General features: G+C 69.6%; 21 protein-coding genes and 1 riboswitch. Of the genes, 10 read left to right on the top strand and 11 right to left on the bottom strand.

Translation table 11 applies throughout. The annotated features are described in order from the left end of the window. The first annotated feature begins 328 nt into the window (after positions 1 to 328). Positions 329 to 2,386: a S9 family peptidase gene (locus IMZ11_RS30565; RefSeq protein WP_228645894.1), complete on the top strand. Its 2,058-nt coding sequence runs from the start codon at positions 329 to 331 to the stop codon at positions 2,384 to 2,386. Continuing rightward, a complete protein-coding gene (gene mgrA, locus IMZ11_RS30560) occupies positions 2,383 to 3,408 on the top strand; it encodes an L-glyceraldehyde 3-phosphate reductase (RefSeq protein WP_228645892.1) in 1,026 nt (341 codons plus the stop codon). The genes IMZ11_RS30565 and mgrA overlap by 4 nt, the downstream gene beginning before the upstream one ends. A 33-nt stretch (positions 3,409 to 3,441) precedes the next feature. Here mgrA and IMZ11_RS30555 read toward each other — a convergent pair whose 3' ends face one another. Next, on the bottom strand, positions 3,442 to 5,817 hold the full coding sequence (locus IMZ11_RS30555; RefSeq protein WP_228645890.1) for a lysylphosphatidylglycerol synthase transmembrane domain-containing protein: 2,376 nt from the start codon (positions 5,815 to 5,817) through the stop codon (positions 3,442 to 3,444). 19 nt (positions 5,818 to 5,836) lie between these two features. On the opposite strand from IMZ11_RS30555, the gene IMZ11_RS30550 reads away from it, so the two are divergent. Beyond that, positions 5,837 to 6,343 carry an RpiB/LacA/LacB family sugar-phosphate isomerase gene (locus IMZ11_RS30550; protein ID WP_308066873.1) on the top strand — a complete coding sequence of 169 codons (507 nt, stop codon included), beginning with the start codon at positions 5,837 to 5,839 and terminating at the stop codon, positions 6,341 to 6,343. Between the two features lie 10 nt (positions 6,344 to 6,353). Next, a complete protein-coding gene (locus tag IMZ11_RS30545) occupies positions 6,354 to 8,417 on the top strand; it encodes a molybdopterin-dependent oxidoreductase (protein WP_228645888.1) in 2,064 nt (687 codons plus the stop codon). A gap of 92 nt (positions 8,418 to 8,509) precedes the next feature. On the opposite strand, the gene IMZ11_RS30540 is transcribed toward IMZ11_RS30545, so the two are convergent. Continuing rightward, positions 8,510 to 8,956, bottom strand: a complete 447-nt coding sequence (locus tag IMZ11_RS30540; RefSeq protein ID WP_228645887.1) for a GNAT family N-acetyltransferase — start codon at positions 8,954 to 8,956, stop codon at positions 8,510 to 8,512. Positions 8,957 to 9,060: 104 nt separating this feature from the next. Here IMZ11_RS30540 and IMZ11_RS30535 point away from each other — a divergent pair, with 104 nt between their 5' ends. Next, on the top strand, positions 9,061 to 9,513 hold the full coding sequence (locus IMZ11_RS30535; protein ID WP_228645885.1) for a hypothetical protein: 453 nt from the start codon (positions 9,061 to 9,063) through the stop codon (positions 9,511 to 9,513). 53 nt (positions 9,514 to 9,566) lie between these two features. Here the strand turns inward: IMZ11_RS30535 and IMZ11_RS30530 are convergent, their stop codons facing one another. From IMZ11_RS30530 to IMZ11_RS30520, 3 genes are all read right to left on the bottom strand, one after another. Continuing rightward, positions 9,567 to 9,926: a VOC family protein gene (locus tag IMZ11_RS30530; RefSeq protein ID WP_228645883.1), complete on the bottom strand. Its 360-nt coding sequence runs from the start codon at positions 9,924 to 9,926 to the stop codon at positions 9,567 to 9,569. 163 nt (positions 9,927 to 10,089) lie between these two features. Continuing rightward, positions 10,090 to 10,416 carry a multidrug efflux SMR transporter gene (locus tag IMZ11_RS30525; protein ID WP_228645882.1) on the bottom strand — a complete coding sequence of 109 codons (327 nt, stop codon included), beginning with the start codon at positions 10,414 to 10,416 and terminating at the stop codon, positions 10,090 to 10,092. A 41-nt stretch (positions 10,417 to 10,457) separates the two neighbouring features. After that, a riboswitch (guanidine-III (ykkC-III) riboswitch) is annotated at positions 10,458 to 10,520 on the bottom strand. A gap of 24 nt (positions 10,521 to 10,544) precedes the next feature. Beyond that, entirely contained in the window at positions 10,545 to 11,345 is an 801-nt protein-coding gene (locus tag IMZ11_RS30520; RefSeq protein ID WP_228645880.1) for a bifunctional 2-polyprenyl-6-hydroxyphenol methylase/3-demethylubiquinol 3-O-methyltransferase UbiG, read from the bottom strand. 253 nt (positions 11,346 to 11,598) lie between these two features. Here IMZ11_RS30520 and IMZ11_RS30515 point away from each other — a divergent pair, with 253 nt between their 5' ends. Both IMZ11_RS30515 and IMZ11_RS30510 read left to right on the top strand, forming a co-directional pair. Beyond that, positions 11,599 to 13,434, top strand: coding sequence for an acyl-CoA dehydrogenase (locus IMZ11_RS30515; protein WP_228645879.1), 1,836 nt, complete (start codon positions 11,599 to 11,601; stop codon positions 13,432 to 13,434). Between the two features lie 164 nt (positions 13,435 to 13,598). Continuing rightward, positions 13,599 to 13,823, top strand: a complete 225-nt coding sequence (locus IMZ11_RS30510) for a hypothetical protein (protein ID WP_061260018.1) — start codon at positions 13,599 to 13,601, stop codon at positions 13,821 to 13,823. Positions 13,824 to 13,836: 13 nt separating this feature from the next. Here IMZ11_RS30510 and IMZ11_RS30505 read toward each other — a convergent pair whose 3' ends face one another. The 6 genes from IMZ11_RS30505 to IMZ11_RS30480 all read right to left on the bottom strand — a co-directional run bounded on the left by IMZ11_RS30505 (position 13,837) and on the right by IMZ11_RS30480 (position 19,405). Then, positions 13,837 to 14,130 carry a Dabb family protein gene (locus tag IMZ11_RS30505; RefSeq protein WP_061260019.1) on the bottom strand — a complete coding sequence of 98 codons (294 nt, stop codon included), beginning with the start codon at positions 14,128 to 14,130 and terminating at the stop codon, positions 13,837 to 13,839. 66 nt (positions 14,131 to 14,196) lie between these two features. Continuing rightward, positions 14,197 to 15,207: a TIGR04500 family putative peptide maturation system protein gene (locus IMZ11_RS30500; RefSeq protein WP_228645877.1), complete on the bottom strand. Its 1,011-nt coding sequence runs from the start codon at positions 15,205 to 15,207 to the stop codon at positions 14,197 to 14,199. A gap of 239 nt (positions 15,208 to 15,446) precedes the next feature. Continuing rightward, entirely contained in the window at positions 15,447 to 16,820 is a 1,374-nt protein-coding gene (locus tag IMZ11_RS30495; RefSeq protein WP_228645875.1) for a dihydrolipoamide acetyltransferase family protein, read from the bottom strand. Positions 16,821 to 16,835: 15 nt separating this feature from the next. Beyond that, the gene (locus IMZ11_RS30490; protein WP_228645873.1) at positions 16,836 to 17,810 is read right to left on the bottom strand and encodes an alpha-ketoacid dehydrogenase subunit beta; all 975 of its coding nucleotides are present in this window, start codon (positions 17,808 to 17,810) and stop codon (positions 16,836 to 16,838) included. Then, the gene (gene pdhA / locus IMZ11_RS30485) at positions 17,807 to 18,910 is read right to left on the bottom strand and encodes a pyruvate dehydrogenase (acetyl-transferring) E1 component subunit alpha (protein ID WP_228645872.1); all 1,104 of its coding nucleotides are present in this window, start codon (positions 18,908 to 18,910) and stop codon (positions 17,807 to 17,809) included. Before pdhA ends, IMZ11_RS30490 begins: the two co-directional genes overlap by 4 nt. A gap of 342 nt (positions 18,911 to 19,252) precedes the next feature. Further along, entirely contained in the window at positions 19,253 to 19,405 is a 153-nt protein-coding gene (locus IMZ11_RS30480; protein WP_228645870.1) for a hypothetical protein, read from the bottom strand. A 54-nt stretch (positions 19,406 to 19,459) separates the two neighbouring features. Here IMZ11_RS30480 and purS point away from each other — a divergent pair, with 54 nt between their 5' ends. From purS to purQ, 3 genes are all read left to right on the top strand, one after another. Then, positions 19,460 to 19,705: a phosphoribosylformylglycinamidine synthase subunit PurS gene (gene purS, locus IMZ11_RS30475; RefSeq protein ID WP_228645868.1), complete on the top strand. Its 246-nt coding sequence runs from the start codon at positions 19,460 to 19,462 to the stop codon at positions 19,703 to 19,705. A 122-nt stretch (positions 19,706 to 19,827) separates the two neighbouring features. Beyond that, positions 19,828 to 20,304, top strand: a complete 477-nt coding sequence (locus tag IMZ11_RS30470; RefSeq protein WP_228645867.1) for an ATP-binding protein — start codon at positions 19,828 to 19,830, stop codon at positions 20,302 to 20,304. A gap of 270 nt (positions 20,305 to 20,574) precedes the next feature. Next, on the top strand, positions 20,575 to 21,258 hold the full coding sequence (gene purQ / locus IMZ11_RS30465) for a phosphoribosylformylglycinamidine synthase subunit PurQ (RefSeq protein ID WP_061260027.1): 684 nt from the start codon (positions 20,575 to 20,577) through the stop codon (positions 21,256 to 21,258).

Here is a 21,258-nt window from a genome sequence, read left to right as displayed (position 1 = left end):
CCGAACCCTGCAACCCGAGAGGAATCGCAGCCGCCCCGTCTCCGGGGCAACCCCTCTAACTTACCAGACCAGAGACGTTCTCGCGAACTAATCTTCAGGACCAGCGTGTTTCAAAGGATTATCGACGTTTCCCGCACTCGCCCATGCTTGATCGCCGAAGAGATCGGAAGGGGTTGTGCCGGGCGTTGCCGACGGCAAAAGATTAGCAGTCATTCGGAGCACCCGAGTACGGCTCGAGCAGGCCGCCATGCCCGCGCCCATCAAGTGGGCGCAAGCCGTACGAAACGAACCCCCGCGGCCCGCACGGACCCGAACATAGACTCGGCCCGTGAGCAGCGAGATGCCACCTGTGGCGAAGAAGATTCCGGCCGCCCGCACCCATCACGGCGACATCGTGATCGACGAGTACGCGTGGCTGTTCAAGAAAGACGACGCGGACACCATCTCCTACCTGGAGGCCGAGAACGCCTACACGCAGCAGGTGACCGGCCACCTGAAGGACCTCGAGGAGACGGTCTTCCAGGAGATCAAGGCCCGCACCCTGGAGACCGACCTGTCGGTCCCGACGCGCAAGGGTGCCTGGTGGTACTACTCGCGCACCGAGGAGGGCAAGCAGTACGGCATCCACTGCCGGGTCGCGGCGGACGGGGACGATCCGCCCGCGCTGACGGCAGGGGAGCCCCTTCCCGGCGAGCAGATCCTCCTGGACGGGAACGTTCTGGCCGGCGACAGTCCGTTCTTCGCACTCGGGACGAGTTCGGTCAGCCCCGACGGCACGATGCTGGCGTACTCCACGGACTTCTCCGGTGACGAGCGGTTCACGCTGAGGTTCAAGGACCTCGGTACCGGCGAGCTCCTCCCGGACGAGATTCCGGGCATCTTCTACGGCGGAACGTGGTCGGCCGACGGTTCGACGTTCTTCTACACCACGATCGACGAGGCGTGGCGTCCCTATCGGGTGCACCGCCACACGCTGGGATCCGAGGAGGACGTCCTCGTCTACCAGGAGGACGACGAGCGGTTCTGGGTCGGCATCGGACTGACGCGCAGCCAGCGATACCTCGTGCTCAGCGCGGGCAGCAAGATCACCAGTGAGATCCGGGTGCTGGACGCCGCCGACCCGACCGGCGAGTTCGCCGTCGTACGGCCGCGCCGCACCGGTGTCGAGTACGACCTCGACCACGCGGGCGACCACTTCCTGGTCCTGCACAACGACGACGCGCGGAACTTCGAGCTGGCCACCGCGCCGCTCGACGACCCCGGGACGTGGACGCCGCTGATCGAGCATCGCGAGGACACCCGGCTGCTCGACGTGGACGCCTTCAAGGACCACATCGTCGTGCACTTCCGCCGCCAGGGGCTGACCGGCATCAGGATCCTGCCGGGCGGGGCGCGTGAGCCGTACGAGATCCCGTTCCCGGAGCCGCTCTACGAGGTGACGCCGTCGGGGAACCCGGAGTTCGAGGCCACCCGGCTGCGGCTCGCCTACACCTCGATGGTCACTCCGCCGTCGGTGTACGACTACGACCTCGCGTCGGACGAGCTGATCCTCCTCAAGCGGAGGCCCGTGCTCGGCGGGTACGACCCCGAGGACTATGAGCAGTTCCGCGAGTGGGCGACCGCCGACGACGGCACCCGGGTGCCCATCTCGATCGTGATGAGGAAGGGCACCGCCCGGCCCGCTCCCACCCTCCTGTACGGCTACGGCAGCTACGAGACGTCGATCGACCCGTACTTCTCGGTGGCCCGGCTGTCGCTCCTCGACCGGGGGTTCGTCTTCGCCGTGGCGCACGTCAGAGGCGGCGGCGAGATGGGCCGCGGCTGGTACGAGGACGGCAAGCTGACCAAGAAGAAGAACACCTTCACCGACTTCGTGGCCTGTGCCGGGCATCTCAAGGCGGCGGGCTGGTCCAGCGCGATCATCGCCCGGGGCGGTTCCGCGGGCGGCCTGCTCATGGGCGCGGTCGCCAACATCGCGCCGGAGGAGTTCGCCGGGATCGTCGCCGAGGTGCCGTTCGTGGACGCTCTGAACACGATCCTGGACCCGTCGATGCCGTTGACCGTCATCGAATGGGACGAGTGGGGCGATCCTCTACACAATCCGGATGTCTATGCCTATATGAAGTCGTACTCGCCATACGAGAACATCGACGGCAGGCCGTACCCGCCGATCCTGGCGATCACCAGCCTGAACGACACCCGCGTGCTGTACCACGAGCCCGCGAAGTGGATCGCCAGGCTGCGTGCCACCGCCCAGGGTGGCCCGTTCCTGCTCAAGACCGAGATGGGCGCGGGCCACGGCGGCAGGAGCGGCCGCTATGACGCGTGGCGCGAGGAGGCCTTCGCGCTGTCCTGGATTCTCGACAGAGCTGGAGTGACGGAATGACCTACACCGCTGCCGACGATCGGTACGGCCCCATGCCGTACAAGCGGACCGGGAGAAGCGGGTTGAAGCTGCCGGCGGTCTCTCTGGGGCTCTGGCACAACTTCGGGGACGACAAGCCGATCGACACCCAGCGCGCCATCCTGCGCCGGGCGTTCGACCGGGGCGTGACGCACTTCGACCTGGCCAACAACTACGGCCCGCCGTACGGCTCGGCGGAGATCAACTTTGGTCGCCTCTTCCGCGAAGATTTCGCGAAATATCGGGACGAGCTGGTGATCTCGACGAAGGCGGGCTACGACATGTGGCCCGGCCCGTACGGCGAGTGGGGCTCGCGCAAGTACCTGCTGTCCAGCCTCGACCAGTCGCTCTCGCGCATGGGCCTGGACTACGTGGACATCTTCTACAGCCACAGGTTCGACCCCGAGACGCCGCTCGAGGAGACCATGGGGGCGCTGGACCACGCCGTTCGCTCCGGCAAGGCGCTCTACGCCGGGATCTCGTCGTACTCCCCCGAGAGGACGAAGGAGGCCGCGGACATCCTGCGGGCCATGGGGACGCCGCTGCTCATCCACCAGCCGTCGTACTCCATGCTCAACCGGTGGATCGAGGGCGGCCTGCTCGACACCCTCGAAGAGGAGGGCGTGGGCTGCATCGCGTTCTCCCCGCTGGCCCAGGGCATGCTGACCGACCGATACCTGGACGGCATCCCCCAGGGATCCCGGGCCGCCCAGGGCAAGTCCCTGGACCCCGGACTGCTGACCGACGAGACGCTGCGGCACATCCGCACGCTGCACGAGATCGCGCGTCGGCGCGGCCAGTCCCTCGCGCAGATGGCCCTGGCGTGGGCGCTCCGGGACCGGCGGGTGACCTCGGTCCTGATCGGCGCGAGCAGCGTCGCCCAGCTCGACGACAGCCTCGACGCGGTGAAGGGCCTCGACTTCACGCAGGACGAGCTGGACGCCATCGACAAGGACGCCGTCGAGGCCGGCATCAACCTCTGGGCCGCCTCCAGCGACGGCTGACCGGGCGCCCTCTGGCCGTACGGGTTCGTACGGCTAGAGGGCGTTGTGGCGTTGCAGCCAGGCGAAGGACGCCCAGCCGGGCAGGACAGGCAGCCAGAACGTCATCAGCCGGTACAGCAGCACGGCCGACAGGGCGAGGGACCTGTCCATCCCGGCGACCGTCAGCGCCACGGAGAGTGCCGCCTCGACCGCCCCCAGACCACCCGGTGTGGGGGCGGCCGAGCCGATCGCGTTGGCCGTGAGGAAGACCACGGCGATCGCCGCGAAGCTCAGGTCACCGCCGAACGCCCGGACGCACGCGTACAGGCAGGCCACGAAGGCGATGGTGAGCAGCAGCGTTCCGCCGACCGCTTCGAAGATCTTGGACGGCGACTGGAGCACGTCCAGCAGCCGGGGCACCACGCCGGAGAACATCGCACGCAGCCGTACGGTCACGAACCGGCGCAGCGGCCGGACGGCCAGCACGATCAGGCAGAGCACGGCGACCGCGAGCAGCGCGATCAGCAGCCCTCGTGACGGGGTCAGGGACGGCGCCGCCTGCGTGCCCGTGATGTATCCGAAGAACACCAGCAGCACGAGGTGGAACATCAGGCCGATGAGCTGGGACGCGCCCACGCTGGCCACCGCCGGGCCGGAAGGGATGCCGCGTTTCTGCAGGTATCTGGTGTTGATCGCGACGCCGCCGACCGCGGCGGGCGCGACCAGCTTCACGAACGACGCGGCGAACTGCGCCAGGACGGTCGGCCCGAGCGGGAGTTGCTCGGGGACGAACCCGCGCAACATGATCGCGGCGGCGACATAGCTCAGGCCGGCGCCGACCAGGGCCACGCCGCCCCAGGCCCAGTTGGCGCTGGTCACCACCGAGAACAGGTTCACCTGGCTGATCTGGGAGAGCAGGATGTACGCGGCGATGGCGCTCGCGATGATCGTCACCAGGGTCTTCGGCTGGAACCGTTCGAGCCGGACCTCGTCCACCTCGATCTGCGGCTTGAGCGCGACGATCTGCTCACGGAGGGCGGGCAGGAGGTTCTTCTCCTTGCGCGCCGCGGCGCGGGTGCCGCGGCTGAGCGCGATCCGCTGCAACAGCGGCAGCGCTCCGGCGAGCGTGTCCGCGCCCAGCACGGCCGCCGCCGACGCGACCGAGCGCTCCGGCCCCACGCGCAGGCCAAGGTAGGCCAGGAGTTGAGCGAGGTCGAGCCGGAGCAGCAGGTCACCGGCCGCGATCTCGCCGCTCCGCGCGTCGACGAGCAGCACCCGGCCGTCCTTGTCCACGTGGATGCTCTCGCCGGTGAGGTGCCGGTGCGCGAGCCGGTGCGCCTGGAGCAGCCGCACCTGCTCCCAGATCTGGGCGAGCAGCGTGTCGTCGATCTCGTCGTCGCCGAGCTCCTCCAGCGAGCGGCTTCCGACGTGTTCGTAGGCGAGGAGCGCCGCCTCCGTGCCCACCTCGCTGGTGCCGAGGAGGCGCGGCAGGTTCGCCCCGGCCGCCTGGGCGGCGTACGCCATCAGGGCCTCGCGCTCCAACTCGGCCCGGAGCGAGCGGATGGCCCGTCGTCTCGTGTCGGGGTGCAGCCACACGCGCCGCCACAGCCGGTAGACGATCCCGGCCACCTGCCGGTCACGGTCCAGGACGGTCACGTCGAGGTGGCTCTTGTCCGCGAGCCCCACGAGGTAGCGGCGGCTGCCCGAGCTGTCGTCCTCGACCCGCCGCGCGCTCACCGGGACGAAGCCGAGCCGCCTCAGCGCGGTGACCACCGCGCTGCCCGGCGGGCGGGTGTTCGCGCTGCCGATGCCGTACAGGGTGCCGAAGCCGACGGCGAGGCCGACGAGATAGGTGACCATCACCCCGAGCGCGGTCACCCTGGTCGCGGTGAACAGGGCGAACACGTCGAGCACGATCGCCGCCGCCATCAGCGCGCGCCATCGGGGCCGGCGGGACATCCGTACGGCCGTGGCGTACGCGATGGCGGGGGTCAGCACGGTGTTGAGCGGCTCGACGTCCCTGCCGCCGGTCAGGAGCTGCTTGAGTTCGAGAGGGCCGGATCCGATCAGCCACTCGTCCAGCGAGTACGAGATCAGCAGGGCGAGGATGGCGGCGATCAGCCCCTGGGTGACGCGCATCCCGTCGCGGTGGAAGACCCGTTCGACGGCGAACGCCACCGGGACGACCAGCACGAAGATGCCGCCGAGCAGGCCCGATGCGAACGACAACACGTCGGGCGCGCGCCCGGTGCCCGCCTGGACGTCGGTCTCCAGGCCGTTGAGCGTGCGCTGCAGCGCCAGGGCGAGCAGCACCACCGCGACGAGCGCCACCAGGGTGAGCAGGAAGCGCAGGGCGTCGGACGGGCGGCGGATACGCTGCGGCAGCAGGGGCTCGACGACGAGGACGACTCCGTGATCAGGAGTCTCCATCGTCGTGTTCTTCTCCTTTATGCCCCTCACCACCAGCGATTCTGTGCGATCTTCGCACTCAGTGTCCACAATCGATGCCATGCGACTTTCACTCGCCTCGGACAGCCTTGATGGCATAGCGTCACATATCGTGACCGAAGCGGAGCGGCGCGGTCATTCAGTGACACTCTATGGAGCGTTGGCCCCAGGTGGCCGGGCGGATTGGGCGTGGTGCTGCTCCGAGGCCGCGCGGGACGTGGCGGCGGGCCGGGCGGACCAGGGCATTGTCTGCTGCTGGACCGGGACCGGGGCCTCGATCGCCGCGAACAAGGTACCGGGCGTACGTGCCGCATTGTGCGTCGACGCGGCCACCGCGGCGGGCGCGCGCACCTGGAACGACGCCAACGTCCTCGCGCTGAGCCTCCGGCTGACCTCCCGCCAGATCCTGACCGAGATCCTCGACGCGTGGTTCTCCACGGGGCCGAGCACCGCCGAGGACGACCGGGCGAACGTCGACCGGCTGATAGATCTTGAGGGGGGCTCGTAAAGTTACCGCCATGGAATTGCGCGTTCTGGGTGCCTGCCCGCTCGACTGCCCCGACACGTGCTCGTGGGAGGTGACGGTCAGGGACGGCCAGGCGGTCGGCCTGCGAGGAAACCGCGATCATCCGTTCACCCGGGGCGCACTCTGCGTGAAGGTCAACCGCTACCTGGAGCACACGCGAGCGGCCGACCGGATCCTGCACCCGATGAAGCGGGTGGGGCCCAAGGGCTCCGGCCGGTTCGAGCGGATCAGCTGGGACGAGGCGCTCCGAACGATCGCCGACCGGCTGACGGGCATCGTCGCCGAGCACGGCGGCGAAGCCATCTGGCCGTACCAGGGCACCGGCACGCTGGGGTTCATCCAGGGTGAGGGCGGCCTGGCCGGGCGGCGGTTCTGGAACGTCCTCGGCGCGTCCCAGCACGACCTGAACATCTGCTCACGCGCGGGGAACCTCGGCGTCACGTACGTCAACGGCACCCCCGGCGGCATGGACCCCGAGACGTTCGCGCTGTCCAAGCTGATCCTGCTGTGGGGAACCAACACCCTGACCAGCGGTCACCACATGTGGAAGTTCGTCCAGGACGCGAAGGCCAACGGCGCGCACGTCGTGGCGATCGACCCCATCAGGACCCGCACCGCCGACCAGGCCGACGAGCACCTGCCGATCCGGCCGGGGACGGACGGCGCCCTCGCCCTCGGGCTGCTCAACGTGGTCCTGGAAGAGGGGGCCGAAGATCGGGAGTACCTGGAGAATCACACCCTCGGCTGGGACGAGTTCAAGGCAGAGATCCAGAAATATCCTCCGAGCAGGGTGGCCGAGATCACCGGCCTGCCCGAGGCGGACATCCGCGCACTCGGCGTACGGCTCGCGCACACCAGGCCCACCGGCATCCGCGCGACGATGGGCATCCAGCGGCACGAGGGCGGAGGTGCCGCGATGCGCGCGATCGCCTGCATCCCCGGGGTGACGGGCGACTGGCGGCATCCGGGAGGCGGCGTGTCCTATTCCACGTCCGCGCACTTCCCGCTGCGCGTGGACCCGCGCGACGACCTGCTGGAGAAGCCGGTCCGCACGCTGACGATGACCCGACTGGCCGACGGCCTGGACGAGTCCGTGAAGTGCCTGTGGGTCTATGCCGCCAACCCGCTCGGCTCGACCTCCGACCAGAACCGCGTACGCGAGGCGATGCTGCGCGAGGACCTGTTCACGGTCGTGATGGAGCAGTTCCCGACCGACACCGTCGACTACGCCGACATCGTGCTGCCCGCGACCATGCAGACCGAGCACATGGACCTGCACGCGGGCTACGGCCACATGTACGTGATGTGGAACGAGCCCGCCGTCGAGGCCCCCGGCGAGTGCGTGTCCACGACGGAGACCTTCCGCCGGCTGGCCCGGCACATGGGCCTGACGGAGCCCTCGCTGTACGACTCCGACCTGGAGCTGGCCGAGCAGCTCCTCAGCGGGACGCCGGGCATCACGCTGGAGCGGCTGCGCAAGGAGGGCTGGGCGCGGCTCGCGGTCGACGACCCGTTCGTCCCCTTCACCGACGGCTTCCCCACGCCGTCCGGCAGGCTGGAGTTCGTCTCCGAGCGGGCCGAGGCCGACGGTCTGCCCAGGGTCGCGGGATACGTCCCCTCGCTCAGCGCTCGTACGGCGTCGGCGACGAAGCTGACGCTGATCACGCCTGCCTCGCACACCTTCCTCAACACGATCTTCAGCAACAACCCCGAGCTGCTCAGACGGTCCAAGGGGCCGCGGGTCATGATCAATCCGAAGGACGCGGAGGCGCGCGGGCTCACCGACGGGCAACTCGTCAGGGTGTTCAACGACAACGGGGAGTTCTCGGCGTACGCGGAGATCAGCGACCGGGTCAAGCCGGGTGTGGCCGCGGCGCCGAAGGGCCACTGGCCCAAGCTCAGTCCCGGTGGCTCGAACCCCAACTCCGTGGTGGACGAGCGCGACGCCGACATGGGCCGCGGCGCCGTCTACCACGACAACCTCGTCGACATCGCCCCGGCGCCGAAGGGGTCGCGGCCAGGCGATCCGAGCCCACGGCCCGTCTCCGAACGTTGACCGGACATCAGCGCCCAGATGGCGGCTCCTGACATCCCGATTTCCCCATCAAAGGTTGGGCGCGGGGCCGCCAGATCCGAGCGGGAACCACGTCAGAGGCGGAGTTTGAAGCCCTCGTGGGAGGGGGTGAAGCCGAGCGAGGCGTAGAAACGGTGCGCGTCATTCCGCGCCTTGTCGGTCGTGAGCTGGACGAGGCCGCAGCCGCGCTCGCGTGCCCGCTCGACGGCCCACTCCATCATCCGGCGCCCGATCCCCCGGTTCCGGTACGGCACGGCCACCCGGACCGCCTCGACCTGGGCCCGCTCCGCCCCTCGCCGCGACAGCCCCGGGATGAACGTGAGCTGGAACGTCCCGATCACCTGGCCGTCCTCCTCCGCCACGAGCAGCTCGTTGCGCGGATCGGCCTCGATGGCCTCGAAGGCCGCCATGGGGTCGACTCCCTTGCCCGGCTCGCGGGCCGCGGCTATGGGGTCGTCGTCCAACATCGCCAGGATGGCCGGGACGTCGTCGCGCCGGGCCGTACGGAAGGAAACGGACATACGGCCGAGCCTAGCGGCGACGGAGGAGGGCAGAGGGGCGGCTCAGGGTGCGCTCAGGGGCTTCCCCGATGCCACGGAGGCGTGCCGGATTGCAGCCTTGAGATATGAACGAACTGACTCGACGTGACGAGATGTCCCTGGCCGGTGCGGCTCTGCGCGGCGCGCCCTGGAAGGCCGCCGCGGTCTCGGGCGGAGCGGTCGCGGGCACCAGCTTCCTGATGGGCCTCGTCCTGCCGGGACCGCCCGACCTGACGTGGGCCCTGTGCCTCGGCATCAGCGTCTTCACGCTGGTGTCCGCCATCGGCGCGATCTCGAAGCCGGACCAGGGCGATCGGGTCACCCAGCAGGCGCGGCGCTGGTCACTGCGCCACCCGTGGCGCTTCGCGCTCTATCCGGGCGTCGGCGCCGCGGTGCTGATGTATCCGGTGCAGCTCGTCATCGACAGGGAAGGCGTTTTCGGCGCGGCGTGGGACGCGCTCTGGGGTGGCGCGCTCGTGTACCTGGTCACCGGGCTGCTCGCGCTGACCATGCGCGGCCGGGCGCGGGGCAACGGCTGACGCCGGTCCTCGGGCGTCCTCTTTCGATGAGTGACGCCCTCGGGCACGGCGCCTCAGGCGTTGCGCTCCGCCGCGCTCCTGCAGATGCAGAACTCGTTACCCTCCGGGTCGTGCAGCGTGACCCAGCCGGTGCCGTCCGGGTTGCGGTGGTCCTCGTACGGCTTGGCGCCCAGCGCCAACAGACGCTCGACCTCCTGGTCCCGGGTCGCCCCATCCGTACCGGTCACGTCGAAGTGGAGCCGATTCTTGATCGTCTTGCCTTCGGGGACCTGGATGAAGAGCACGTGGGGAGGCCCGTCCGGCCGGCCGAGCATGACCTCGTCGTCACCGGGCTCGGAATCGACCAGCGGCCAGCCGAGCGCCTCGCTCCACCACTGGGCGAGCTCATACGGCCGGGCGCTGTCGACAGTCATCGTGTGGATCTCAATCATGTCGCCCAGCCAAGCGCGACACCACCAAAGCTGTCAAGCCGGTTGGCCGCCGTCGAGACGGGAACACGCCCCGGAGGGTTCCGGCGGGCGGGGGGAACCGGCCGGGCTCGCGGGGGCGGAAGAGCCGCCGCGCGACGGAGCGGGGTCAGTGCGCGGCGCCGCCCGCGAGGTTGAGGCCGATGACCCCGATGAGGATGAACACGATCGAGACGATCTTCAGGAGGGACGCGTTGTCCCCCAGCAGGGCGATTCCCAGGATCGCGGTGCCGATCGCGCCGATCCCGGTCCAGACGGCGTAGGCCGTACCGACCTCGAGGCTCTTGAGCGCGAACGACAGCAGCCCGAAGCTGAGGATGGAGAAGACGAAGAATCCGCCCGACCACCACGCGTGCGAGAAACCGTCGCTCATCTTGAGCGAGTACGCCATGGCGACCTCGAACAGGCCGGCGATGATGAGCAGGATCCAGGCCATGGTTCCCCCTTGGGACGAGACGTGACTTCCTGGTGACAGGGAGTGCGTCGTCTTCGCTTTCCGGGTACGGCGCGTCTCGTCCGGGATGGCCATAAGGCCCATCAGGTGAAAACGTAACACATCTCCGCTTATTTCCCGGTATCCCACCAGATCGTGACGAATCGGCGTGGCGGAAGCGGCCACAGGCCGAATTCCTCGACCATTCTCGCCACCTCCGGAGCCCGCGCCGGGTCCAGGCAGAGCCGGCGGCAGGCACCCGCGGACATCTCCTCGATCGACTCGAAGGGCGCGTCCGGCGCCGTGTGCGCCTCCGACTCCGCCACGAAGCCCATCTCCCTGACGATGGACGAAACGTCGTCCGACGTCGGGCGATCCGGCCTGGTCAGGCCGTGAAAATGCTCCCAGAGCGGGTTCAGCCAGCTCATCGGGTGGACCAGAGGCAGCTCGAGCACCACCCTGCGGCGCGCGTGCGCGTCCAACGCGGCCAGGAAGGGCACCAGATCGGGCACGTTGAAGACGACGTGCGCGCAGACGACCACGTCCGCCGCGGGTGTGCGCTCCGCCACGTCGGGCCAGCGGCCCTCGACCAACCGGATCGTCCCGCATCCCGCCTCGCGCCCGCGCTTCGCCAGCGCGTCCAGCATGGCCCGGTTCTCGTCCACGGCGATCAGCGTCGCCGGGCGCAGCGGAAGGCTCGCCGCGCCGGTCCCCGCGCCGACGTCGAGGACGGATCCCTCGTCGGGCAGCGCCTCACGCGCCCGCTCGTAGGTCGGCCCCTGAGGAGCGGCGAGGAGCGTGTCCGTCCTCCTCGCGAAGCGCGCGACGTGATGGGTCCACGGACTGGCCGGCGCCTTCGCCACGATCTCGTCCGGGATGCCCCAGGAGATCAGATCGGCCCGCCAGCGGGCCGCTCGCTCGTCAAGGCTCACAGCTCCCCACAGTACTGTCGCGCTCTGTTTCCATTGGCGCTCGCTGCGCCCTTGAGACGACTCGTGCCCTCCTCGCCGCGCCCCTCGCTGTGTCTATCGGCGCTCGCTGCGCTCGCGCGGGCTCACGGCCGTCCACGTTGTGGGACATACCACCTCATTGCTTGCATATTGTCTGTTACTGGCGGGTAGCATTCCTCTAGAGTTACTGACCGGTACGTAACCCCGACGGCCTTGGTTTCTAGGAGCGCACGAGATGGGCCACTACAAGAGCAACATCCGCGATCTCGAGTTCAACCTGTTCGAGGTGTTCGGACGCGGGGAGATCCTCGGCGGCGGCCCGTTCCAGGACATCGACCAGGACACCGCACGCAGCATCCTCGACGAGGTGAACCGCCTGGCCACCGGCCCGCTGGCGGAGTCCTTCGAGGACGCCGACCGGCACCCGCCGGTGTTCGACCCGGCCACGCACACCGTCACGATGCCGGAGAGCTTCAAGAAGTCCTACCAGGCCTGGGTGGACGCCGAGTGGTGGCGGATGGAGCTGCAGCCGGAGCTCGGCGGCACCCCCGCCCCGCGCAGCCTCGTGTGGTCGGTGGCCGAGCTCGTGCTGGGCGCCAACCCCGCCGTCTGGATGTTCGGCAGCGGCCCGGCGTTCGCCCGGCTCCTGTTCGAGCTCGGCACCGACGACCAGAAGCGGTTCGCCGAGCTCGCCGTCGAGCGCAACTGGGGTTCGACGATGGTGCTGACCGAGCCGGACGCCGGTTCCGACGTGGGCGCGGGCCGGGCCAAGGCCGTACGTCAGGAGGACGGCACCTGGCACATCGAGGGCGTCAAGCGCTTCATCACCAGCGCCGAGCACGACATGGTGGAGAACATCTTCCACCTCGTGCTGGCCCGTCCCGAGGGTCACGGCCCCGGCACCAAGGGCCTGTCGATGTTCCTCGTGCCCAAGTTCCTGGTCGATCTGCCGACAGGCGAGCTGCGCGAGCGCAACGGCGTCTACGTCACCAACGTCGAGAAGAAGATGGGCCTCAAGGTGTCCACCACCTGCGAGCTCACCTTCGGCGAGAAGCACCCGGCCATCGGCTACCTCGTCGGCGACGCGCACGACGGCATCCGCCAGATGTTCATGGTCATCGAGCACGCCCGCATGATGGTCGGCACCAAGGCCATCGCGACGCTGTCCACGGGCTACCTCAACGCGCTGGACTACGCGAAGAACCGCGTCCAGGGCGCCGACCTGACCAGGTCGGGCGACAAGAGCGCCCCGCGCGTGGCCATCACCCACCACCCCGACGTGCGCCGCGAGCTGATGCTCCAGAAGTCGTACGCCGAGGCCATGCGCGCGCTGGTGATCTACACGGCCACCTTCCAGGACGCCGTCCAGATCGCCGAGGCCGAAGGCCGCAGGGACCACGCCTCCGAGGCGATGAACGACCTGCTGCTCCCCCTGGTCAAGGGCGTCGGCTCCGAGCGGTCGTACGAGCTGCTGGCCCGATCGCTCCAGACGCTGGGCGGCTCCGGGTTCCTGCAGGACTACCCGATCGAGCAGTACATCCGGGACTCCAAGATCGACTCCCTGTACGAGGGCACGACGGCGATCCAGGGCCAGGACCTGTTCTTCCGCAAGGTCCTCAAGAACCAGGGCGCCGCGCTGGGGTCGCTGCTCGGCGACATCGTCGCGTTCGCCGGCTCCGAGGCGGGCAACGGCCGGCTCAAGACCGAGCGCACACTGCTCGGCGAGGCGGCGGCCGACGTCAAGGCCATGGCCGACACGATGGCGGGCTGGGCCATCGCGTCGCTGGAGTCGCCGCAGGAGGTCTACAAGGTCGGCCTCAACACGACCCGCTTCCTGATGGCACTGGGCGACCTGGTCCTGTCCTGGCTCCTGCTGCGCCAGGCGGAGGTGGCCCTTGCGGCCCTCGGCGCTCCTGAGGCGCCCGACCAGGCCGACACCGCCTTCTACACCGGCAAGGTGGCCGCCGCGTCGTTCTTCGCGCAGACCGTCCTGCCCCGGCTGGCCGCCGAGCGCCGCGTGCTCGACGCCACCGCCCAGGACCTCATGGACCTGCCGGAACAGGCCTTCTGAGCCCGTACGGCCGCGCACCCGCGGCCGGTGAGACAGCCGATCGCGCGTCACCTCTCCGAGAGGAGGCGCGCGATCGTCGTGTATCCGCCGACGGGCGTGGTGAGATCACCCGGAGCCGGGTATGACGGATGGCATACGCGTTGTTTACCGTCCGGAGGTCTGCGATGGGCATCGGGGTCAGCCTCTTCTTCCTCACCCTCGGGGCGATCCTGAAGTTCGCCATCGACCCCGATGTGCTCGGGCGATCCGTGCACATCGACGTGATCGGCGTGATCTTCATGGTTGTCGGAGGCGTGGGCCTGCTCCTCAGCATCGTGCTCGGCTCCCGCAGGGGCGCCACGTCCGAGAACCACCTGATGGAGCACGAGAACCACCCGCCGAACCCCTGAGGCCGGCCCGCGGTCAGACCTCGTACTGCACGGCGGCGCGGGAGGCGAGGATCGGCTTGATGTGCTCGGCGATGATCGCCAGATGCGCCGGGTGGTCACGGTAGGCCAGATAGTCGTCGACGGAGTCGAAGTCCGCGACCACGGCGAACTCGTGGTTGCCCGCGTTGATGCCCGCGTCCGGGCCGACGGCGTAGCTTCGGATCTGGGAGATGATCCCGGGCAGGGTGTTCAGCCGCGCGGCGACCTCCGCCTTCTGCTCGCCGGTGGCGTTCTCGGTCCAGGTGAACAACACGACGTGCCGAATCATGATCTCCCCTTCGCGGTGTGACTGCCCGGTCAGCCTAGACCGCCACGCCACGACCGGTTCGTCCGGTCACAACCAGTGCCACTCGATCGACGCCGCCCGCCGGCGCGCGGCCAGCCAGTCGGCGAACGCCGCCGCGCCGGCCTCGGCCATGGTCGCCGCATCGTCCCCGGCCGGCCGGCGTTCCACGACCATGCCGGTGAGATAGCCGTCTCCGTGGCGTACCGGCCCGATCATCGTCTCCTCCGGCGCGTCACGCAGCGGGCCGGGCAGGTCCCTGGCCCGGCGCTCGCCCAGCGTCACCTGGGCCTCGCCGTACCCGAGCAGGCCGCCGAGGCCGCGCAGCAACTCGCCGTTCACCGGCTGGGCGCCGGTCGCCCAGAACGCGCGCACCAGGTCGAAGTCGGGCCGGTGCGTGTCGAGGTAGGCGGGGGCGAGCTCGGCCTCCTTGCGGCGCCGGAACCGCCGTCGCCGGGCGGCCCCGGCGATGAACGCCTCGAACTGGGGTCCCGACATGCCCATCTCGGCGAGCCAGGCGAGCGTGGCCGCGCGGTCGTGGAGCCGCCACGCCCGCCTGATCTCCTCGGCGGCCTCCGCGAGCTCCTCGTCGCCCACCGGTTCGTGGTCGGTGAGCACCTCGTTGTGGACGAGGCACTGGTCGATGATCTCGTCGTGCACCGTCTGGTCGCGCCGCGCGAGCGTACGCGTCATGGCCAGCGCCTCGGCCACGGGGACGTGCACCCGGTCGACGCTGAGCAGGTAACCGGCGGCCCAGTGGGTGGAGTGGTCGATCAGCCAGGGGACGCCGTCGTCCACGGGGACGCTGACCGCGACAGTGCCGCCGCGCGGATGGTTCACCAGGAGGTCGTAGTCCACGACCGGGCTCCCGGGACGTACGTCGACGACGAGCTGCGCCTGCGCCGCCGGGTGCCGGGTCGACCATTCGGCCACGGCGTTCCGGGCCTCCTGTACGGCGGTGCGGCGCCGGTGCAAGCCGCGCAACAGTTCCACGCCTTCGGAGAGGACCTGAGCGAAGTCGTCGACACCTGCTCCCAGCATCAGGGGTAGGGGGATGCTCACGTCTCTCCTCGGATGGGCCGGTGTCGCGCGGCGAGGCCGTCCAAAGGGGGCTGGGTGAAACCCCGCCGCGCGAGTCCGCGTGGCACTCAGGTGGGCGGGCTCTGATCCGCACCGATCCCGTCCACCTGAGCACCTGGCAGAACGCTAGGCCGTCGTGCTTGAGACTCACTGGTTGCGATCTTGGAGGCGACTTGGGGTGCTGGGCGCCCGCTGGACGTCGCCTCCTCACGCACCCGGCGTCAGGCCCAGGCGAGCATGCGCAGCGGGTCCTCCAGCATGGCGCCCACATCGCGCAGCACGTACGACCCCTGCTCACCGTCGATCACGCGATGGTCGAAGGACAACGCCAGCGTCGTGACCTTGCGTACGGCGAGCTGCCCGTCGACCACCCACGGCATGTCCCTGATCTGGCCGATCGCCAGGATCGCGGCCTCGCCGGGGTTGAGGATCGGTGTGCCCGCGTCCACCCCGAACACGCCGATGTTGGTGATCGTGATCGTGCCGCCGGTCAGCTCGGCGGGCGGGCACTTCCCCGCCCGCGCCCGCTCGGTCAGCTCTGTCAGAGCCCGGGCCAGCTCGGGCAGCGACATGGCGTGCGCGTCCTTGACGTTGGGCACGATCAGCCCGCGCTCGGTCGCGGCGGCGATGCCCAGGTTCACGTATCGCTTGACGATGATCGCGTCGTCGGTCCAGGTGGCGTTGGCCATCGGGTGCCGCTTCACAGCGGTGAGGAGGGCCTTCGCGACCAGCAGCAGGGGCGAGACCTTCACCCCGGCGAAGTCCGGCAGCTCGCGCAGCCGGCGGACCGTCGCCATCGTCTCGGTCACGTCCACCTGGAGCCACTCGGTGACGTGGGGGGCGGTGAACGCGCTGGCGACCATGGCCTGCGCGGTCGCCTTCCGCACCCCCTTGACCGGGATGCGTTCCTCCCCACCGGCCGGTACGGCCGCCGCCTGGTACGGCACCGCCGCCGGGGCGGCGACGGCGGCCTGCACGTCCTCACGGGTGATCGATCCCTGGGGGCCGGTGCCCGCCACGGCCGACAGGTCCACGCCGAGGTCCTTGGCCAGCTTGCGTACCGGCGGCTTGGCCAGCACCGACACCCGGCCGACCTGCGGAGGAACCGCGACGGGGGCAGGAGCGGGGGCGGCCACGGGCGCCGGGGTCGGAGCCGGTACGGATGTCGGTACGGACGCGGGGACAGGCGCCGGAGGCTGCTTTCGGGGGCGGCGCGTGGTCGTGCCAGGCTTCACGCCGTATCCGACCAGCACCGGCTTGCGCTCCTCCTTGGGAGCAGGCCCACCGTGCATGCCCGGCTCCACCGCGCCCTCGGGGGGCGGGATGGGCGCCCGGTCCTCGGCCGATCCCTCCTCCGCGGGAACGTCCACGGAGATGATGGGAGTGCCGACGTCGACGGTCTCTCCCTCGGCCACCATCAGCGCGGAGACGGTGCCCTCGTAGGGAGAGGGCAGCTCCACCACGGCCTTGGCCGTCTCGATCTCGACGATCGTCTGGTTGATCGTGACGGTGTCACCGGCCGCGACGTGCCACTTGACGACCTCGGCCTCGGTCAGTCCCTCGCCCACGTCGGGAAGCCTGAACTCACGCAGCATGAGAATCCTCCCTCTCTAGTAGGCGAAGACGCGGTCGATCGCGTCGAGGACACGATCGAGGTCGGGCAGGTAGTGCTCCTCCAGCCGGGAGGGCGGGTAGGGCGTGGAGAATCCGCCGACGCGCAGCACCGGCGCCTCCAGGTTGTAGAAGCAGTGCTCGCTGACGCGGGCCGCCAACTCGGCGCCGAAGCCGCTGAACACCGGGGCCTCGTGGACGACCACGCAGCGGCCGGTACGCCGGACCGACTCGGTGATCACGTCCATGTCGAGCGGGTTGAGCGAGCGCAGGTCGATGACCTCGACGTTCCGCCCGTCCTCCTCGGCCGCGGTCGCGGCGGCGAGGCAGGTCTTCACCATCGGGCCGTAGGCGAGCAGGGTCACGTCGGCGCCCTGCCTGACCGTCCTGGCCTTGTCGAGGGGCAGACCGGGGGCGGCGAGATCCACCTCGGCCTTGTCCCAGTACCGGCGCTTGGGCTCGAAGAAGATGATCGGGTCGTCGCAGCGGACCGCGTCCTGGATCATCGTGTACGCGTCGGCGGGGTTGGAGCAGGCCATCACGCGCAGCCCGGCGGTGTGCGTGAAGTACGCCTCGGGCGACTCGGAGTGGTGCTCCACCGCGCCGATACCGCCGCCGCAGGGGATGCGCACGACGACGGGCAGCTTGATCGCGCCGAGCGAGCGGAGCGGCATCTTGGCGAGCTGCGTGATGATCTGGTCGGCGGCCGGGAACACGAACCCGTCGAACTGGATCTCGCACACCGGGCGGTAGCCGCGCAGCGCCAGCCCGATGGCCGTGCCGATGATGCCGGACTCGGCCAGCGGGGTGTCGATCACCCGGTCCTCGCCGAAGTCCTTCTGCAGGCCGTCGGTCACGCGGAAGACGCCGCCGAGCTTGCCGACGTCCTCTCCCATCACGATGACCTTGCCGTCCGCCTCCATCGCTCGGCGCAGGCCCTCGTTGATCGCCTTGCCCAGGGTCAGTGTGGTCATCGCTCGGCTCCCGTCTCGAAGCCCGCGAGGTAGGCGAGGTACTGCTCGCGCTCCTCGTCCACGAGCGCGTGCGGCGCCCCGTACACGTGATCGAACAACGCCTCCGGGCCGGGATCGGGCAGTTCGAGGCAGCGTCTGCGCACGTCCTTGCCGAGGGCGTCGGCCTCGGCGTCGACCTTGTCGAAGAACTCCTGGTCGGCGAGCTGGTTCTTGAAGAGGTACGCCTTGACCCGCTCGATCGGGTCCTTCAGCTTCCACGCCTCCAGCTCGCCCGCGACGCGGTAGCGGGTGGGGTCGTCGGAGGTGGTGTGCGCGCCCATGCGGTAGGTGAACGCCTCGATCAAGGTGGGCCCCTGGCCGCTCCGCGCGTCCGCCAGCGCCTTGCGGGTCACCGCCAGGCAGGCGAACACGTCGTTGCCGTCCACCCGGATGCCGGGGAAACCGAACCCGGAGGCGCGCTTGTACAGCGGGATGCGCGTCTGCTTCTCCAGCGGCTCCGAGATCGCCCACTGGTTGTTCTGGCAGAAGAACACCACCGGCGCGTTGAACACCGACGCCCAGATGAACGACTCGTTCACGTCGCCCTGGGAGGTGGCGCCGTCACCGAAGTAGACGATCGTGGCGGCCTCCGCCCCGTCCCGCTGGACGCCCATGGCGTAGCCGACCGCGTGCAGCGTCTGGGAGCCGATGACGATCGTGTACAGGTGGAAGTTGTGCTCGTACGGGTCCCATCCACCGTGGTTGACCCCGCGGAACATGCCGAGCAGCTTCACCGGGTCGACGTCGCGGCACCAGGCCACGCCGTGCTCGCGATAGGTGGGGAACGCCATGTCGGCGTCGGTCAGCGCGCGGCCGGAGCCGACCTGCGCGGCCTCCTGCCCGAGCAGGGAGGCCCATAGTCCGAGCTCGCCCTGCCTCTGGAGGGCGACCGCCTCCAGGTCGATGCGCCGCACCAGGACGAGGTCCCGGTAGAGCGAGCGCACTTCCTCGGCGGTCAGGTCGATGTCGTAATCGGGGTGCTCGACCCGCTCGCCCTCGGGGGTGAGCAGTTGGATGAGCTCCGGGGGTGCGTCGGCACCGCGAGGGGCTTCGGCTGTCACGTGCCACTCCTGTGCGTCTAGGGCCATACGCGTGTGGGGTCACCACCCGTCCACGGCCGGGTCCTCACGCGGTCGGCGTCCATGGTGTGAATACCGCTCGCGTATGCGGACATCGTGGCAGAGGCCACTCCCCGCCGCGCAAGCCCCTTCTCGACGCCCACCCTTCCACGTTCCCCGAACCCCTGGGGCGAACCATGGTCATCAGGTGGGCGCGAGAGGAATCCCGGCAGGTCTCAGCCGGCGCGGTACACCACCCGGCCGTCGATCATAGTCAGCCACGCGTCCACACCTGCCAGGTCGTCCGCACCGAGTGAGTCGACGTCCCGGTCGAGGACGACCACGTCAGCCGGCTTTCCGGGCGTGAGGAGAGCCGATCCTGTCCTCCATCCGGAAGGCGTACGCGGCGTCGATCGTGTGCTCGCGCCGGGAGACCTGGCCGCCCGCCCTCGTCGCGGAGGAAGGCGCCGCCCGCCGGGGCGCCGGGGGTGAGACCACGCGCCTGCGGATACGCTTGACCGCGATACCGGACACCAGGCCAGGAGGACATCAGTGGCGCGCGTCATCGTCGACGTCATGCTCAAGCCGGAGATTCTCGACCCGCAGGGCCAGGCCATCGCCGGCGCGCTGCCCCGGCTGGGCTTCTCCGGGGTCCGGGACGTACGTCAGGGCAAGCGGTTCGAGGTGGAGATCGAGGGCGAGGCCGACGAGGCCGCCCTCTCCGAGGTCCGAAAGATGGCCGAAACCCTTTTGGCCAACACCGTGATCGAGGATTTCACCGTTCGCGTCGAGCAGTAAAACAGCACATTTCACACATCAAAAGACCGACAAAGCACCTAAGACGTAACATTGGCGCGACCACTGAATAACAGGCGCGTCATTTTGCGGTTAGCCCGGATTCCTCGGGGAAGCCTTTCACGGTGACCTTCAACACCGGGAGGGGTCCGGTGGACATCGAGTTCTCGCTGGCTTTACCCAGGGATGCGATCGGCATACCCCTGGTCCGCCGCGTGCTCGGCGAGGCGCTGCGGTCGCTGGGCGTGACCGAGAGCTGTGTGTCCGATGTCCTCCTGGCGACCTCGGAGGCGTGCGCCAACGCCGTACGGCACGGCGGGCCCGCGGAGCGTTATCGCGTGACGGTCGCCATCGGCGAGGGCCGTTGCGAAGTGCGGATCATCGACTGCGGCCACGGGCTCAACACCATTCCCCGGCAGTACCCTCCCGGAGACGCGGAGCACGGCCGGGGCATCCTCATCATGCAGTCGGTCGTGGACGAGATCTCCTTCGACATCACGCCGGGCCGCGGCACCACCGTCAGGCTCAGCAAGGAGCTCTCCTGGGACGAGGACGCCGTCGCGCGCTTCCTGACCCTGGACCGCCAGCTCGCCGCCGTCTGACCCCGGACCACTGACCCCGGACCACTGACCCCGGACCGCTGACCCCGGACCGCTGACCCCGGACCGCTGACCCTGGACCGCCGGTTCGCCGCCGTCCGATCGGGCCGTCCGCCCCCGGCTCGGGCCGCTCGCGCGGAGATCGCCCGCCTCAGCTAGGGCGGTTTTGGCTTCACCCGATAACCTGAGGCGTACCGCCACAGACCGCCGCCCGTGAAGAGGCGGTGGCGTGCGCGCGCCCATGCCTTGGAGGGGAACCGTGGGGGACCTGTCATGAACGCTGCCCGAGTGGGCGTCGTCACCTTTCCCGGAACACTCGACGACCAGGACGCGGCCCGTGCCGTACGGCTCGCGGGAGCCGAGGCGGTGCCGCTCTGGCACGCCGACCACGACCTCAAGGGGGTGGACGCGGTCTTCCTTCCCGGCGGGTTCTCCTATGGCGACTACCTCCGCTGCGGGGCGATCTCCCGCTTCGCCCCGCTGATGGACGAGCTGATCCCGGCCGCCCGCGCGGGCCTGCCGGTCCTCGGCACCTGCAACGGCTTCCAGATCCTCTGCGAGGCGCACCTGCTGCCCGGCGCGCTCACCCGCAACGAGGGCCTGCACTACATCTGCCGTGACCAGGGCATCCGCGTGGAGAACACCTCCACCGCCTGGACGTCCGACTTCGAGGCCGGCCAGGAGATCGTGCTGCCGGTCAAGCACGGCGAGGGACGTTACGTCGCCGACGCGGACACCGTCTCGGCCCTGGAGAGCTCCGGGCGGGTCGTGTTCCGGTACGTCGGCGGCAATCCCAACGGCTCCCTCAACGACATCGCGGGGATCGCCAACGAGGCGGGGAACGTCGTGGGCCTCATGCCCCACCCCGAGCACGCGGTCGAGGACCTGACCGGCGCGCCGAGCGTGGACGGCCGGGGCTTCTTCACCTCCATCCTCAAGAAGCTGGTGAACGCGTGA

The sequence above is a fragment of the Microtetraspora sp. AC03309 genome, from assembly GCF_020826795.1.
GTDB lineage: Bacteria > Actinomycetota > Actinomycetes > Streptosporangiales > Streptosporangiaceae > Microtetraspora > Microtetraspora glauca.
Note: the sequence above shows the minus strand (reverse complement) of the source record. Positions and strands in the feature narration are given on the sequence as shown.